Below are 16,427 nucleotides of genomic sequence, written 5' to 3' on the forward strand. Positions count from 1 at the left end.
AGCCATGTCACAACTTTCCCACACCAAACTGCTTGAACTGGACGCCCAATACTGCTGGCACCCGTTTACGCAAATGCAAACAGCCGCCCCCCCCTTGGCAGTTGTTCGTGGCGAAGGTGAATTTCTGTTCGATGCCCACGGCAACAAGTACTTTGATGCAGTTTCAAGCTGGTGGGTCAACATTCATGGGCACAGCAACCCAACCATTGCACGCGCCATTGCCAACCAGGCCCGCGAGCTGGAGCACGTCATGTTTGCGGGTGTCACCCATCCACCCGCGGCATTGCTGGCTGAAAAACTAATTCAACACGCACCGGCTCCCATGGCCAAGGTGTTTTATTCCGACAATGGGTCTACAGCCATTGAAGTGGCCCTGAAAATGGCCTTTCAGTATTGGCAAAACAAAGGCATGGGTGGCAAAAAACGGGTTGTTGCGCTTGAAGGCGGCTACCACGGCGACACCTTCGGCGCCATGGCCGCTGGCAAGTCCAGCGGCTTTTACGACCCGTTCACCCCTTGGCTGTTTCAAGTGGACTTCATACCCACAGGCATTTGCGCCTGCACTGAAGAAGAAGCCTTGGCCGCCTTGGATCAGTTGTTGGCGACCAGTGCCGAAGAAATTGCTGCCTTGATTCTGGAACCCTTGATACAGGGCGCCAGCGGCATGCGCTTCATGCGCGCAGCGCACGTGGCCGAACTGTGCAAACGCTGCGAAGCAGCCGGGGTTTTGGTCATTTTCGATGAAGTGTTCACCGCCTTTGGCCGCACAGGCACCCTTTTTTCAGCAGACCAAGTGGCCCAGTTTGGCGGGCATGCCGACATTATTTGCATCTCCAAAGGGCTTACAGGGGGCTTTATGCCCATGGCGGCCACGCTCACCAGCCAAGCGGTGTACGACGCATTTTTAAGTGACCAGGTAGGCCATGCCTTGCTGCACGGTCATTCCTACACGGCGAACCCTTTGGGCTGCGCTGCAGCCTTGGCCAGCCTGGCGTTGTTCAATGAAGAAAGCACTTGGGCGAATATTCGGCACATCGAGGCCGCTCACCAGCGCTGGCTACCCACCCTGGCTTGCCACCCCCTGATTGAAAACCCCCGCATGTGCGGCACCGTGGCAGCCTTTGAGCTAAAATCCAGTCACAGTCAGTGTGGTCTGGGTTACGGTTCGAATGCGAGCCAGTGGATACGCCAAACGTTTCTGGAATTGGGCATTGTGGTTCGCCCCTTGGGCAACACCGTGTATTGGGTGCCGCCTTACTGCACCACACCTGAAACGCTCGAAAACGCCTACCAAACACTGATACAAGTATTACAACGCTGGGGCACGCTGATTGCACCTGGCCCCGGAAGCGAATTGTTCTGAAGGATGCACATGGAAAGCCAAATTACCTGGGTTGAAAACAAAAAGGCGGCCCCACCCGCCACCGAGAAACAGCGCTGGAGCATTGAGGCCATTGAAGCCCTGTTCGCCCTGCCATTTAACGACCTTATTTTCAAAGCGCAGCAAATACACCGCGAGCATTTCGATGCCAACACCGTGCAGTTATCCACCTTGCTGTCGATTAAAACGGGTGGTTGCCCTGAAGATTGTGGCTACTGCCCCCAATCGGCCAAGTACAACACGGGCGTAGAAGCTGAAAAGCTGATGCCCATCGACGAAGTACTTAAAGCAGCCCAAGCCGCCAAGGACAAAGGCGCCACACGTTTTTGTATGGGTGCCGCCTGGCGCAGCCCCAAAGACCACCAGGTTGAAGCAGTGGGCGAAATGATTTCCGCAGTCAAAGCCATGGGCCTGGAAACCTGCGTCACGCTGGGTATGTTGAAAGAAAGCCAAGCCAAGCAATTGCAAGAAGCCGGGCTGGACTACTACAACCACAACCTGGACACCTCACCCGACTTTTACGGTGACATTATCAGCACCCGCACCTACCAAGACCGCCTGGACACACTGGACCGCGTTCGCGATGCAGGCATCAAGGTGTGCTGTGGTGGCATTGTGGGACTTGGCGAAACAATTACACAACGCGCGGGTTTGATTGCCCAATTGGCCAATATGGCCGAGCCACCAGAAAGCGTGCCCATCAACAATTTGGTGAAAGTGGAAGGCACCCCACTGGCCGACAACGCCGAAATTGATCCCCTGGATTTTGTGCGCACCATTGCCGTGGCCCGCATCACCATGCCTGGCAGTTTTGTACGATTGTCCGCAGGCCGGGAAGACATGAGCGAGAGCACGCAGGCCCTGTGTTTCCTGGCGGGTGCCAATTCAATTTTCTACGGTGAAAAACTGTTGGTAACAGACAACCCCGAATTGGAGCGCGACACCAAGTTATTCGAAAAACTCGGCTTAAAGCGACTTGAGAATTAAGCGCTAAAACCCTTTGTTTTTAATCAAAAATTCCCAAATAGCAGGTTCAAATACCTGAGTCAAATCAATGGTTTGGCGGGGTGAAGGCCAACCTTCTCCCGCTTTATCCACGCAGAAATAACGCGCATAATTAAAGCCTTGCATGCGAAACAGCTGAAATTGCTTGAATTGCAGCTGTTTGACAGGAATAAGAACATGAAAAAATCACTGCTATGCGTGTGCGTCACCTTGATGCCCGTACTGGCCAGCGCTCAAGCTGGTGGCGTTACATTGAACATTGACAATCAAAACCCCCTGAGCAAATGGGGTCGTTGGACCAGTTCGGAGAACGGTGGCCTGGGCTATGGCTTCAGACTGGGTCAAGACCGCAGCAAAGCCCCAATGGGCGCTCAATGGGGAACCGGCGACTGGGTATTCAAGCTAAGCCGCGAAGAAGGCAACAAATACCCGGATTTGTTCTTTGGTTTGAAGGTGTCTGAAAACCAGTTACAAACCACATCGCTGGGTTGCATGAGCAACAGTGGTAGTGCCACACGTTACAGCAGCACCCTGTGCGGCGTACAACTGGACATGAATTTGCAGTAATAGCCTGAACCAGGTTTGATTGAAAAAAGCACCTGAATAAAACCAGGTGCTTTTTTATTGGCCGAAACCTATTCCTGAACCCTGAAATAGAAAAAGCCACCCGAAGGTGGCTTTCTCAAACTTTGCATTCAAACCAAGCTTAAGCTTGGCGTTGAATTAGAAGTTGTGACGCAGACCAATTGTGAAGTTGTCTGTATCTGTTTCTACGCCAGAGGCCTTAACTTCGGCATTCAGGCGGTTGTAACCCACGTATGTACGTGTACGCTTGCTGAAGTCGTAGTAGTAAGCGATTTGAGCCTGTGTAACATCACGTGGAGTGTTCGTCACGGTAGTAACACCACCAACTGTTGTTGAAGTCAGAGAGTCGTTACGCTCAGAATCTGCGTACATGCCGAAAATACCGCTGTTACCGGTCAAAGGCACTGATGCTGTCAAAGCATACTCAGTATTGCTGTCTTCGCCGTTAGTTGCAGCTGAATACAGGTTCTTCTGGGCAATCAAACCACCTACAGTGAAAGAGCCAAAGTTGTAAGAAACAACACCCTGAATCACTTGCTCAACACCAGCAGTCGCGTTCAACGTGTTCTGTGTCACTTCCTGAGAATCGATTGACTGGAAACCACCACCAAAAGTCAACGCGCCAATTTTGTAAGTGGCTGCGATTTCAGTAGAACGTGTGTCGTTCTCTTTCAAACCAGTTGCAGTGTTGTTTGCCTGGTCGTTGGTACCATTGCCCAGTGCGTGACGGGCATTAATCTGCACGCCACCGAAGTTACCGGCGTAACCGAAAGAGTTACCTACGCGCTGTTCACGAGTAATTGCTTGACCAAGACCTACGTTTGTAGAACCAACAGTTGTCAAAGGACCGCCATTGTTTGATACAGAGCCAATCAAAGAAGCCTGGTTGTACAAGGGAGCCTGAGAATCGTTACCACCGTCTTGTGAACCGATAACAGCCAAACCATAAGCACCTTTCAAGCCCAAATAGGCGTGACGTGTGCTCATTGGAGCAGCAGACACTTCGTCAGTGTTTACACCGAATTCGTAGGCGAAAATCGCGCTCAAACCACCGCCCAGATCTTCAGTACCACGCACGCCCAAGCGTGAAGATACGTCTTCAATTGCGAAGTTGCCGCCGCTTTCTGCGCCGGCTGTGTCTGAGGACTGGTGATCCAGAGCTTGGTGGATACGACCGTACAAAGTTACGTTTGATGAATCAGCAAATACTGGAGCGGCAAATGCCAGGCCCAGAGCAGCAGCTACTAGCTTCTTGTTCATATTTCACCCTTATTAGTGTTGGTTGAATCTTTGCCGCCATTTCTAGCGGCACGAGAGACAATGTACACGGGGACCCTTGGGCCGACCAACCAAATCGTGGTGCGAGAATGGGGAAACTGGCGTTTTTGTCGCTGACGTGCAACAGGGGAAACGCATCAAACCGATAGTTTTAGGCCATCACCAAAGCATCAAAACCGCCTTGAAACCCGCGAAAAGCCTTGTTAATGAAAAACTTAGGAATTCCGGTGAGCGCACACCGCGGCCAGAAGAGACAGAACGCGACAACGGCGTTCTAACTGTGACTTTTAACCAACAGAAGACGGTCAGAACGGCCCATTTCGCTACAAATTCGAGTGATTTTTTCTGAGTCACAAATCACCCGATCCGCGTAGGCAATCAGGCCCATGGCCTGGGGTAGGCCAACTTGAAGCCAGTCCGGTCGGCGATCAGTCATATACCGGGCAAGCAGGCGATTCTCGCCAACCACCACAGCGATCGTCAGGTGTAGATTGTTACCCAGACCAAGAACACTGTTTTGAATTGCCTGCCACTGCAAATTCAGACTGGCTGGATCAGACGCCGGATAGAGCAAGGCCAACACCTTGCTTTGGCTTGGAAGTGCCTTGCGATAAAGTTGGGTTGCATAAGCCAAGGCTTGCGGCCCAGCCTGCAACAGGGGGCGTTCAATTTGAAGGAACGAGGACAGTTCTTGCTGAATTAGATGTCCGTCGATACCCAGCATTTTTTGAACATGCTGAAATTGCTCCACTTCTGCTTGCTTGGCCTTGTGCACATCGACCAACACTGAAACCCCAAGGCAAAGGTCGAGTTGCAAACCGCGCAGCTTTTTGAACTGGGTGCGCTTTTCAAGATAATAAGAGAGGCGGGTTTGCGCGGGCCTGCGGGGCTCTAGTCCCTTCAGGGGAATATAGACAGGTACCCGCTCATCCATTTCAAACAAAAACAGACTCTCGCGAGGGCCCAATATCACCCAATCTGCGTCGGAATACTCCGCCCGCAACTGCCCCAACATGGCTCTGGCGGCCAGCGCGCATTCCAACCCCTGGCCAAACCACACGCCAATGCGTTTTGGCCCGACCATCAGGAGCGACCCAAGCGCGGTGTTTCAATGGTACCCACCAAGCCATCAATATTGCTTTGCTTGCCAAACTGGGCCAGTACCGCCTGCCTGCCTTGCGCTGCCATGTCCCGGGCTTTGTGGGGCTCGGCCAATACCTTACCCAGGGCCAGTACCCAGGCCTCGAGCGCAGCAGGCGCATGGGGTGCGGGACACACATACCCAGTGATGCCGCTTTGTACGGTTTCAGGCAAACCACCTACATTGCTGACCACCACAGGCACACCCAAGCCCAACGCTTCGATTTGACTCATGCCCAAAGGCTCGTAACTGGAAGGCATCACCAACACATCCGCACGTTTAATCAATGGCGCCACCGGGTTCAACATGCCCGGCAGTATCACATGCTTGCCCAAGCCCAAACGCTTTACCTCGGTTTCTATGGCTTGCCGGGTTTCGCCCTCGCCAGCCGCCACGTACAACAGGTTGGGAAACCTTGGCAGCAATGCTTTCACCACCTGCAACATAAAGCTATGCCCTTTTTCCACCCTGAACATGGCGGCATGTGCAATCACCGGGCGTTGCTGAAGATCGTTGAGACGGGTATCGAGCTCGGCGGGCAGACCAAGCACGGCAGCCGCGGCAATGCTTTCAAAATCGATACCGGGGTACAGCACCCCGATTTTTTCAGGCAACACGCCACTGTTTTGCAGCAGTTGGTCTTTCAGTGCCTGGCTGGGCGTGAAAGTTTGATCAAACATTTGGTTGTAAGTGAACGCCTTGGCCGGACCGGGCTGGTAGGTGCGCATTCGAATCAGTGCGGGCCTGGGCGTGAGCAACCCCACCTTGGCCAACGCATGAACTGTAATGGAGCACAAATTGGCGTCGTGGCTGCTGTGACACACCACCGCCACAGGCTTGTGCTGCCGGAGCAAGTTGGCCACACGCAGCACGCTCGGTGGGTGTATGGCATTTCGAAATGCCACAAATTCAACGTTCAAACCCAGCTTACAAGCTTCTTGGGAAATTCGACTGCCAGGCCTGCACAGCACATAAGGTGTGTAACCCTTGGCTTTCAGTCCCACAGCCTGTTCCAGAAGCTGCAGTTCTTGACCACCAATGTTTTTGGAACTTTCAGAGAAAAAAATGCTGGTCATTTGGATTTGAAAACAAAAATTGGTTGAAGTCGCGGTCTATATTCGCTTTATATCCGCTCTGTCTCGTCAAGCAGTTTAATGCGCCACCGCAGGCACATGGGCGTGAATTCACTCTAATCAATACCAGGCTGAAATACTTTGCAAAAAATTTTGGTGATTAAATTAAGGCATCACGGCGATGTGCTGTTGACTACAGCCTTGTATCACGCATTACACGATCTGTTTCCCGACGTGCAAATAGACACACTGATCTACAAAGAAACCACCCCCCTGCTGCAAAACAATCCGCATTTAAACCGTGTACTTTGCATTGACCGAAAGCTGAAAGGTTTTGCTCGGCTCAAGGCTGAGCTTGGCCTTGTTTTTCAAGTACGACGAACCCGCTACGACGCTGTCATTCATTTAACCGACCAGTGGATTGGTGCCTTGCTTGCACGGTTTTCAAATGCGCCGATGCGCGTGCAAATGGCATATGCCAAACGTGACAAGGGATTGTGGCATGCGTGTTTTACGCAAAAAATTACACCGCCACCGCGCGGGCAAGCGCATGCGGTGGAGTTGAATCTGCTGTGCCTTCAGGCCCTGGGGGTAAATCCGCGCAGCATTCGCGGTGAAATGGTGCTGCGCCCAAGCCCGGAGAATTTGGACAAAGCCGACAAACTGTTAACGCAACACCAGATAAACGGCCCATTTGTATTGATTCACCCCGCCGCACGTTGGCCATTCAAATGCTGGGAAGACGACAAGTTCGCCGATGTGGTTGTTCATTTGCTGAACAAGGGTTTGCATGTGGTGCTGACTTGTAGCCCCGACCCGGTGGAAGTGGCCATGACCGGGGAAATCGAAAGTTTGGCGCGCGCCAAATTGCGGAATAATTCAGCTCAACTGGTGAATGTGGGCGGCAAAATGAGTCTGCCCTTGTTGGCTGCCTTGTTGAAACTGAGTAAATTTTATGTGGGTGTGGACTCGGCGCCCATGCACATGGCCGCCGCGCTAAAAGTGCCGCAAGTGGCACTTTTTGGACCGTCCTGGGTACAGGAATGGCGACCATGGTCAGACAAGGCCACAGTGATTTATGCAGGTGATTTTGGGCCACTTCCCCACCCAGACAGCATTAATACTGACGACACCACCCGTTTGCTTGCAGCCATTCCCACCGAGGTGGTGATTCAGGCTGTGGACAAACTGGCGGATTAAGGTTGCAACGGGGTTTGCGATTGATTCTGAATTGAATGCAGGTAGTGGTACTTGCCCCGCGAGGACAAAAGCGCTTGGTGAGTACCCTGTTCAATCAACTTGCCCTGATCCAGCACGATGATGAAATCTGCTGTGGTCAGAGTGGACAGTCTGTGAGCAATGACCAGTGTGGTTCGCCCATGGCGCAAACGTTCCATGTCTTCTTGAACCTCGCGTTCGGCTTCGGAATCGAGTGCCGAAGTGGCTTCATCAAGAATAAGAATCGGCGCATTTTTCAGAAAAGCCCGCGCAATGGAAATTCGCTGACGCTGGCCACCTGAGAGACGCAAGCCATTGTCGCCCAATACCGTGTCCAGCCCCTGCTCAAGTTTTTCAATAAACGGCAGGGCGTTGGCCATACGGGCTGCGTTCAAAATAGCCTCATCGCTTGCCCCCCGCATTTCGCCGTAGGCAATGTTGTTGCGCACAGTGTCGTTCAGCAAATGGCTTTCTTGAGTGACCACGGCAATTTGACGACGCAAGCACTGCAGATCCCATTGTTTCAAATCCACGCTGTCTAGTTTGACCACACCGCTTGTGGGATCGAGAAAACGGGGCAACAAGTTGATCAAGGTAGACTTGCCACCGCCCGACACACCCACGATACCCACAGTTTGCCCAGGCTTCACCCACAAATTGATATCACTTAAGGTAGGCGCATCAGCCCCGGGAAAAGTAAGCCCTACTTGATTGAATTCAATGTAGCCCAGCGCGCGGTCTGTGGTGTGGGTGCCGCTGGAGTTCTCGACAGAGCGATCTACCACGCGAAATACGTTGTCAGCCGCAGCCAAACCCTTTTGCAATTGCTGGTTAATATTGGTGAGGCGCTTGACCGGGGCCAGTAACATCATCATGGCAGTCATGAACGAGGCGAAATCACCCGCGGTCATGCTATTGCTTTCAGCCAAAATACCGGCGAAATACACCACCGCGGCAACGGCTGCGGCGAGTATCCACTGAACAATTGCGGAGTTGGCAGCGCTGGTGGCCACCAACTTTACCCGCGACTTCATGATCTCATCGGCACTTTTCATGAAGCGCTCGGTTTCAACCTTTTGGGCACCGTAAATCTTGATGATTTTTTGAGCGCCGATCACCTCTGAAATGCTTTGCACCAAATCGGCATGGGAAGTTTGAGCGCTGTGCGCGAAGCGGTTCAAGCGCTTGGCAGCCACCGACACACCGATTGCAATCAACGGCAAGATACCAAAACAAATCAAGGTGAGTTGCCAGTTGGTGTAAAGCAATATCGCCATGAGGCCGATGACAATGGCACCGTCGCGAATCAGCACGGTGATGATGTTGAAGCCCGCCTCGGTCACGGCGTCCACGTTGGTCGATACCGTAGAAATGATTTTTCCGGCGGGTTGCTCGACAAAATAGGAGTTCGGGAAACGCAAAATGCGGGAGAGCATGTCAAAGCGCAAGTCGTGAACCACAAGGCCTGCCAGCTTGGCACTGCAGTATTCATTGATGTAGGTCGCCAAGCCGCGAACCAGAAACAACACGATGATAATGACCGGCAACCACTTGGCCATTTCGGTTCGCTGACCCGAGAAATTCTCGTCAATCAGCGGCTTCATGAGGCTGGCGAACAGGGGTTCAGTAACGGCAGCAAACACCAAGGCCACCAGTGAAGTGGCGAACAATGGCCAGTAACGCAAACTGTAGGACAACAGGCGTTTGTAAAGACCTTTGGCGGTGTAGTCGGTGATTTCGGGCATGCAGCGTGAACGTGGATTGAATGCTCGAAGTTTACACGGTTGTGCGTTGCAAGCGGGTGCAACTCAAGCGTCGCGTGTTTGGGAGATTGGCCAACTGTGGTGCTTCGGCCAACTCGGCAGTGGGTTTGCCTGTTACGAACTTCAAGAAAACCGCCCCGTTTGGATTCATTCGCTGCGTTTGGCGATTAGCCAACACCGAGACTCGGCCAAACTGGCTGATCAATCAGCCAAACACCCACTTGGCATTGCCTTCACCCAGCCAACCCTGCATTTCAATCAGCAAGTCTTCTTCCGGGCGAACTTTCCACTCGCTGCTCAATTGAGCCACACAGGCTGCATGGCCATTGTGATAGTCGATTTCTACCAAACAACCCTGCTCTGGATCTCGGAAAGGCTCCAGCATGGCGCGCAGCCTTTCCGCATCCGACTGCCCGTTCATGTTGAGTCGCAAACGGCTGACAAAATGCGCACGCGCACTGGCCAATGAATGCAAGTTTTCTGCAGAAATTCTCAAACCACCGGTGTAAGAATCTTCAGACACTTTGCCTTGCAGCACCAACAAGGAGTCCTCTTTCAGCAGGGTGCGGTTGGCTTCAAATTGTTCGTTGAAAATCGACAATTCCACCTGCGCGGTTGAATCGTCGAGCAACACAATTGCCATTTTTCCGCGCTTGGTCATCATGGTGCGAAGCGACGCAATGACACCCGCCATCCACACCAAATCACGCCCCGGCGAAAGGTCTTTCAGTTTCAATTTAACGAACTGACGAACCTTGTCTTCATCGGCCTTGAACAGATGTCCGCTGAAGTAATAGCCCAAAGCAGCTTTTTCTTGTTGCAGTTTTTCCCGCTCGCTCCAGGTGGGCACATCCACCAGTCCAGGTGGGGCATCGCCTCCCAAGGCCTCGCCAAACAAGCTGACCTGCGCCGCAGTTGCAGCCTGCTGCGCTGCCCACTCCATGGCCTGGCCCGAGCTGGCCAGCAATTTGACGCGGTCGGGGTTCAGCGCATCGAATGCACCTGCGCGGATCAGCGCCTCGATCACTCGGCGATTGATCTGCTTGCTGTCTACCCGCCGTACAAAATCAAACAAGTCGGAGAAAGGGCCATTGGCATTGCGCTCGGCCACAATCGCTTCACAAGCTGCCTGGCCCGTGCCTTTTACCGCACCCAAACCATAACGAATGGCACTGGCGCGTTTTTCGCCGTCAATGCGCACCGCTGTGAACCGGAAGTTGGATTCATTGACATCAGGCCCCAGCATGTTGACCGTGGTACCCGCTTTCTTTCCGGGCACCTGACACATGGCCATGGCGTCTTCAACAAAGATTTTCACCTTGTCGGTGTCGTCCATGTCGGAACTCATGGACGCAGCCATGAACTCTGCCGGGTAATGCGCTTTCAACCAAGCCGTGTGGTAGGCGATCAGCGCATAGGCTGCCGAGTGCGATTTGTTGAAACCGTATTCCGCAAACTTTTCCATCAAGTCGAAAAGCTGCTTGGCCACCGCCGGGTCCACGCCGCGCTCAGTGGCACCGGTCGTGAAAATTTCACGCTGCTTGGCCATTTCCTCGGGCTTCTTTTTACCCATGGCTCGCCGCAACAAGTCAGCGCCACCCAGGCTATAGCCCGCCAGAATCTGGGCAACCAGCATCACCTGCTCTTGGTAAACAATCACACCGTAGGTGCTTTTCAGGATGCCTTCCAGCTTGGGGTGGAAGTACCACTCGGCGCGCCCTTTGCCGGTTTTCGAGGTTTCTTTTTTACGCGCAATGAAGTCGTCCACCATGCCGGAACCCAAAGGGCCGGGGCGGTTTAGCGCCATCAAGGCAATAATGTCTTCGAAGTTGTCGGGCTTTAGTTTCTTCTCAAGGTCTTTCGCAGAACGCGATTCAGACTGAAACACAGCCGTGGTGTTGCCATCCGAGAACAACTGATACACCGCAGGGTCGTCCAGCGGCAAATCTTCCAAGCGGAAGTCGCGCTGGTCTTCGTAATTTTCGCGCACCCAACGCACAGCCCAATCCAGAATGGTCAGGTTGCGCAAGCCCAAGAAGTCGAACTTCACCAGGCCCACAGCTTCCACGTCGTCTTTGTCGTACTGCGACACCACGGAATCGGTGGATCCATCGGCGCAATACAGGGGGCAGAAATCAGTCAGCTTGCCCGGCGCAATCAACACGCCACCAGCATGCATGCCCACGTTGCGGGTCAGGCCTTCAAGGGGTCGGGCCACCGCAATAATTTCCTTGGCTTCGTCTTCGTTTTCCACACGTTCTCGGAACGTGGGTTCATCGGCCATGGCGCGGTCAAGGTCCCAGGGGTCGGCTGGGGTTTGGGGAATCAGTTTCGACAAACCATCGCAGTACATGTAAGGCATGTCGAGCACACGGCCCGCATCGCGAATAACAGCTTTCGCACCCAAGGTACCAAAGGTGGCAATTTGGCTAACCGCATCACGCCCGTAATTCTGCTTTACATAGTCAATTACGCGGTCGCGGTTGTCTTGGCAAAAATCGATGTCGAAGTCAGGCATTGAAACCCGTTCAGGGTTCAGAAAACGTTCGAACAGCAAGTCGTAACGCAGCGGATCCAGGTCGGTAATGCCCAGCGAATACGCAACCAGCGAACCTGCGCCTGAACCCCGGCCAGGGCCCACGGGTACGCCATTGCTTTTGCCCCAATTAATAAAGTCTTGAACGATCAGGAAGTAACCAGGAAAGCCCATGCCGATGATGGTGTCGCATTCGATTTTCAAACGCGCTTCGTACTCGGGGCGCATTTTTTCCCGTTCCTCAATATTCGGGAACAGGTGCACCAGCCGCTTTTCCAGGCCTTCCTTGGACAAATGCACCAGGTAGTCGTCCAGCGTCATGCCATCGGGCGTGGGGAATGCGGGCAGTTTGGGCTTGCCCAATTCAAGCGTTAAGTTACAGCGCTGGGCAATGCGTATGCTGTTGCGCACTGCGCTGGGAATGTCGGCAAACAGTTCTGCCATTTCCTGCGCAGTTTTGAAATACTGCTGCTCGGTAAACCGGCGCGGCCTGCGCGGGTTCGACAAAATTTCGCCTTGCGCAATGCACACACGCGCCTCGTGGGCGCGGAAGTCTTCAGGCTTTAAAAATTGAATGGGGTGCGTGGCCACCACGGGCAATTGCAATTTGGCCGCCAATTGGCAGCTTAAGTTCACCAGGTTTTCCGCCTGTGTTGAGCCATCGCGTTGCAGCTCGATGTAGAAGCGGCCTTCAAAATACTGCAGGAATTTGCGGGCAGAATCTTCTGCGCGGCCCATATTGCCGCCCAGCAAGAATTGACCAATGTCAGAATGGGTAAAACCTGAAACAGCGATCAGGCCATCGCAACCCACCTCATCAAACCACTCAAACTTCAGGGTGGCTTTGCCACGCTTCTGGTTGCGCAAAAAGGCACGGCTTAACAGCTCGCACAGCTGTAAATACCCTTTGTGATTTTGTACCAACAGCAGCACGCGGGCGGGTTGCTCTTCATCCCGGTCGCTTTCAATCCACACATCGCAGGCGGCGATCGGTTTAACACCGGCACCACGTGCCTTGCCATAAAACTTGATCAAGCCAAACAGGTTGGACAGGTCGGAAATGGCCAAAGCGGGCATGCCGCAGCCAGCAGCGGCCTTGACAGCCTCGCCCACACGCACCATGCCGTCGAGCACCGAGAATTCGGTGTGCATGCGCAGGTGTACAAATGTGGAAGGCAAAGAGGGGGATGAATTGGTCATCCCCTCATTTTATATTAGGCCAACAGCTTCTTGGCGAACTCTGCAACCCGTGCGCCGTAAATCTTGGCTGTTTCCAGATCAGATGCAGGTGGAGTCACGTCCGCAGGCGCGTTGTCAGATTGTGTCATCACCCCCACCCAGGAACCCACGCGGTTCAGTTCATTCACATCACCTGGCTTTTGGGCACCGGGTGTGGCGCTGCCCACCCAAATCATGCCGTGCTGCATGGCGTAAGTTACAAAGTACTGAAGCGTGCTGAGCTTGTCGCCACTCATGGACATTGAATTGGTGAAACCACCCGCTACCTTGTTTTTCCAGCCCTGGTTGAACCACACCTTGCTGGAGGCATCTGCAAACTTCTTGAAGTCCGCAGACGCACCACCCATGTAAGTGGGCGAACCAAAAACAATGGCATCGGCCTTGGCCAATACGTCCCACGTTGCATCATTCACATCGTTCACGGAAATCAGGTGTGTTTGAACACCCGACACACCTGCTGCACCCTGCTCAACGGCTTGCGCCACTTTGGCTGTATGGCCATAACCACTGTGATAAACAATTGCTACTTGTGTCATTTTTAACTCCCTCGTTGTTATAACTATTAAGCTGGCAAATCGAAAAACAGCACTTCGGCTTGCTCGCTCACATCAAAATTCAATTCCCGCTCGTCGCTGATCAACAGCGCATCACCGGTTTGCAGCAGCACATCACCCACGGTCACTGAACCCGTGGCCACATGCAAATAGCCTTTGCGTGCGGGGTCTAGTTCACGGTGTACGCTTTGCTTGCTCAAGCGGCCTGCGTACATTTTCGCGTCTTGGTGAATCAAGGCGATGTTGTTGGTCTCGGCCTCGGCTTTGTCACCGGTCACAACCAAACCCAATTGGCCGGTGATACTGGCCACATCCAGGTCGTGGTCTTTGTAGCCGGGTTCCACGCCATTCACTGCGGGCTCAATCCAGATCTGCAACAGGTGCGCCACATCGGTTTTGTGGGCATTCATTTCAGAATGCCGAATACCGGTGCCTGCACTCATGCGCTGAATTTGATTGGGCTTGATGGCCGAGCCGCCGCCCAAACTGTCCCGGTGACTCAATTCACCACCCAGCATGTAAGTAATAATTTCCATGTCACGGTGGCCGTGCGTACCAAAACCGGTCTGCGGCTGAACCCAGTCTTCATTGATCACACGCAACGGGCCGAAACCCATGTGCTTGGGGTCGTAGTAGCTGGAAAACGAGAAGCTGTGATAGCTCTCAAGCCAACCGTGTTGTGCATAACCGCGTTCGCTGGATTTTCTGATCTGAAACATGTTCAACCTCCTGTTGAATGATGAATTCAGTGTAGGTGGTGCCATGCAGCCAAACAAGGCGTAGAATTTGACGAACTCATTCAAAAAAACTGAACCCGATGACCATCAACCTGGATAGCCTTGCACTGCTTGAACTGATTGAAGCACGAGGCAGTTTTGCCGCTGCCGCAGTGGCCTTGAACAAGGCCCCGTCGGCCATCACTTACCAGCTTCGGCAACTGGAAGAAAGCCTGGACGTGCTGATTTACGACCGTTCAGGCCACAAGGCCAAGCTGACACCCGCAGGCAAAGCCCTGCTGGAGGAGGGACGCAAGCTACTCGAGAGCACCGAGGCGCTAACCAAACGCGTGAAAGCAGTGGCCAGCGGATGGGAGGCAGAATTGAGAATTGTGCTGGATTCTGTGGTGCCGTTCGAGCAGGCCATTCCTTGGATAGAGGCCTTTGACGCACTGGAAAGCCCTACCCGCCTGCGCTTTTCCAGTGAAGTGCTGTCAGGTACTTGGGAGGCTTTGTATTCGGGCCGGGCAGACCTGCTGATTGGCAGCCGGCTGGATCAAAACCAGTTTGCCAGCGCCACAGGCCTGCACATTCAGGGATTTGGGCAGCTGCTGTTTGTGTTCGCGGTATCGCCTAACCACCCACTGGCCAGCGAACCCGAGCCCGTATGCATTGATACCATTCGCCAGTACCGCGCTGTGGCCGTGGGTGATACGTCGCGCAATTTCAAACCGCTGACTTTCGGTTTGCAAAGTGGGCAGGCGGTGCTCACCGTCCCCAACCTTCAAACCAAAGTGAAAGCCCAACTGGCTGGCTTGGGTTGTGGCTGGTTGCCATGGAACCTGATTGAACAAGAGGTGGCCAACGGCGAATTGATTGTGAAGAAAACCGAAGACGCAACTCGCCAAAGCAGCTTGTGCTTTGCCTGGCAGCGCGGCAGCCAAGGCAAGGCGCTGGACTGGTGGACCAAACACTTGGCCACGGTACAGCTCAATTTTCAACCCAAAGATTGATTGCAACCGAATGCCCAAGCAAGCCCCCTACATTGGCCGTTTTGCCCCCTCGCCCACCGGGCCGCTGCACCTGGGTTCGCTGGCTGCGGCCGTGGGCAGTTTTCTGGATGCAAAAACGCACGGCGGCCATTGGCTTTTGCGCATTGAAGACATTGATGAAGGGCGCTGCGACACCGCCTCGGTTAAGCACATTGAGCACACATTGATACGCCACGGCCTTCAATGGCAAGGTGAAGTGTGGGTGCAATCAGAACGGCATTCGTTTTATGAAGCCGCTTTGAAGCGCTTAAGCATGTTGAACCTGACCTACCCCTGCGCCTGCACCCGCAAGGAAATTGACGAAGCCAATGCCTTGCGCGAGCCTGGCGAAAACCGCATTTACCCCGGGACTTGCCGGCACGGGATGCCGACGGGCCGAGAGGCCAGGGCCATTCGTTTCCGCTGCCCGACCGAACCGGTTCAATGGCAAGACCACAGGATGGGCCACTTCAGCAACGACTTGAACGCCAGCAGTGGTGATTTTGTATTGAGACGGGGTGATGGCTTTTGGGCCTACCATTTGGTGGTGGTAGTCGACGACCTGGCCAGCCAAGTAAGCCACATTGTGCGCGGCGAAGACTTAACCGACACCACCGCCCGGCAAATTGCGCTGTGGAAGGCGTTGCAAGGCGGGATTGACACCCGGGGTATTGTTCCACCTCCGGCCTATTGGCATTTGCCAGTGATCTTGGCCGAAGACGGTCAAAAGCTTTCCAAACAAACCGGGGCACAAGCGGTGCCGGAACATGACCCTGTGCTGAATTTAAACACCGTGTGGCAGCACTTTGGTTTGGACAAAATAAAAGCCACTACAACGAAGCAGTGGCTTGAATTGGCGGCCCCTGTTTGGGCCAACTACCGGGCAGCACAAGCCGCGCGGTAGGTC

At 53.7% G+C, this 16,427-nt stretch carries 14 protein-coding genes; 6 read left to right on the forward strand and 8 right to left on the reverse strand.

All coding sequences use genetic code 11. The annotated features are described in order from the left end of the window. Nucleotides 1–4: 4 nt before the first annotated feature. On the forward strand, nucleotides 5–1,363 hold the full coding sequence (bioA, locus tag FRIGORI9N_RS05850) for an adenosylmethionine--8-amino-7-oxononanoate transaminase (RefSeq protein WP_159568897.1): 1,359 nt from the start codon (nucleotides 5–7) through the stop codon (nucleotides 1,361–1,363). A gap of 9 nt (nucleotides 1,364–1,372) precedes the next feature. Continuing rightward, nucleotides 1,373–2,368, forward strand: a complete 996-nt coding sequence (gene bioB, locus FRIGORI9N_RS05855) for a biotin synthase BioB (RefSeq protein ID WP_159568898.1) — start codon at nucleotides 1,373–1,375, stop codon at nucleotides 2,366–2,368. A gap of 3 nt (nucleotides 2,369–2,371) precedes the next feature. Here bioB and FRIGORI9N_RS05860 read toward each other — a convergent pair whose 3' ends face one another. Next, nucleotides 2,372–2,512, reverse strand: coding sequence for a hypothetical protein (locus FRIGORI9N_RS05860; RefSeq protein ID WP_159568899.1), 141 nt, complete (start codon nucleotides 2,510–2,512; stop codon nucleotides 2,372–2,374). Nucleotides 2,513–2,563: 51 nt separating this feature from the next. Between FRIGORI9N_RS05860 and FRIGORI9N_RS05865 the strand changes: the two genes are divergently transcribed. Beyond that, nucleotides 2,564–2,953 carry a hypothetical protein gene (locus FRIGORI9N_RS05865; protein ID WP_159568900.1) on the forward strand — a complete coding sequence of 130 codons (390 nt, stop codon included), beginning with the start codon at nucleotides 2,564–2,566 and terminating at the stop codon, nucleotides 2,951–2,953. Between the two features lie 156 nt (nucleotides 2,954–3,109). Here FRIGORI9N_RS05865 and FRIGORI9N_RS05870 read toward each other — a convergent pair whose 3' ends face one another. From FRIGORI9N_RS05870 to FRIGORI9N_RS05880, 3 genes are all read right to left on the reverse strand, one after another. Then, nucleotides 3,110–4,231: a porin gene (locus FRIGORI9N_RS05870; protein ID WP_159568901.1), complete on the reverse strand. Its 1,122-nt coding sequence runs from the start codon at nucleotides 4,229–4,231 to the stop codon at nucleotides 3,110–3,112. A 292-nt stretch (nucleotides 4,232–4,523) separates the two neighbouring features. Continuing rightward, a complete protein-coding gene (locus FRIGORI9N_RS05875; protein WP_159568902.1) occupies nucleotides 4,524–5,333 on the reverse strand; it encodes a hypothetical protein in 810 nt (269 codons plus the stop codon). Continuing rightward, entirely contained in the window at nucleotides 5,333–6,466 is a 1,134-nt protein-coding gene (locus FRIGORI9N_RS05880; protein ID WP_159568903.1) for a glycosyltransferase family 4 protein, read from the reverse strand. Before FRIGORI9N_RS05880 ends, FRIGORI9N_RS05875 begins: the two co-directional genes overlap by 1 nt. 153 nt (nucleotides 6,467–6,619) lie before the next feature. Here FRIGORI9N_RS05880 and rfaQ point away from each other — a divergent pair, with 153 nt between their 5' ends. Then, a complete protein-coding gene (gene rfaQ, locus FRIGORI9N_RS05885) occupies nucleotides 6,620–7,663 on the forward strand; it encodes a putative lipopolysaccharide heptosyltransferase III (RefSeq protein WP_236550841.1) in 1,044 nt (347 codons plus the stop codon). Here the strand turns inward: rfaQ and msbA are convergent. The 4 genes from msbA to FRIGORI9N_RS05905 form a co-directional block, all read right to left on the reverse strand. Further along, on the reverse strand, nucleotides 7,660–9,426 hold the full coding sequence (msbA, locus tag FRIGORI9N_RS05890; RefSeq protein ID WP_159568905.1) for a lipid A export permease/ATP-binding protein MsbA: 1,767 nt from the start codon (nucleotides 9,424–9,426) through the stop codon (nucleotides 7,660–7,662). The genes rfaQ and msbA overlap by 4 nt on opposite strands. Before the next feature lie 223 nt (nucleotides 9,427–9,649). Continuing rightward, nucleotides 9,650–13,180 (reverse strand): DNA polymerase III subunit alpha, encoded by a 3,531-nt coding sequence (gene dnaE, locus FRIGORI9N_RS05895; protein WP_159568906.1) that lies wholly within the window; start codon nucleotides 13,178–13,180, stop codon nucleotides 9,650–9,652. Between the two features lie 14 nt (nucleotides 13,181–13,194). Beyond that, complete coding sequence (locus FRIGORI9N_RS05900) at nucleotides 13,195–13,755, reverse strand: flavodoxin family protein (protein WP_159568907.1); 561 nt, start codon at nucleotides 13,753–13,755, stop codon at nucleotides 13,195–13,197. A gap of 26 nt (nucleotides 13,756–13,781) precedes the next feature. Then, nucleotides 13,782–14,492 (reverse strand): pirin family protein, encoded by a 711-nt coding sequence (locus FRIGORI9N_RS05905; protein ID WP_159568908.1) that lies wholly within the window; start codon nucleotides 14,490–14,492, stop codon nucleotides 13,782–13,784. 98 nt (nucleotides 14,493–14,590) lie between these two features. On the opposite strand from FRIGORI9N_RS05905, the gene FRIGORI9N_RS05910 reads away from it, so the two are divergent. Together FRIGORI9N_RS05910 and gluQRS are read left to right on the forward strand one after the other, a co-directional pair. Continuing rightward, a complete protein-coding gene (locus tag FRIGORI9N_RS05910) occupies nucleotides 14,591–15,502 on the forward strand; it encodes a LysR substrate-binding domain-containing protein (protein ID WP_159568909.1) in 912 nt (303 codons plus the stop codon). Between the two features lie 10 nt (nucleotides 15,503–15,512). Beyond that, entirely contained in the window at nucleotides 15,513–16,424 is a 912-nt protein-coding gene (gene gluQRS / locus FRIGORI9N_RS05915; protein ID WP_159568910.1) for a tRNA glutamyl-Q(34) synthetase GluQRS, read from the forward strand. Nucleotides 16,425–16,427: the final 3 nt, after the last annotated feature.

The organism is Limnobacter sp. 130 (assembly GCF_902506325.1).
GTDB lineage: Bacteria > Pseudomonadota > Gammaproteobacteria > Burkholderiales > Burkholderiaceae_B > Limnobacter.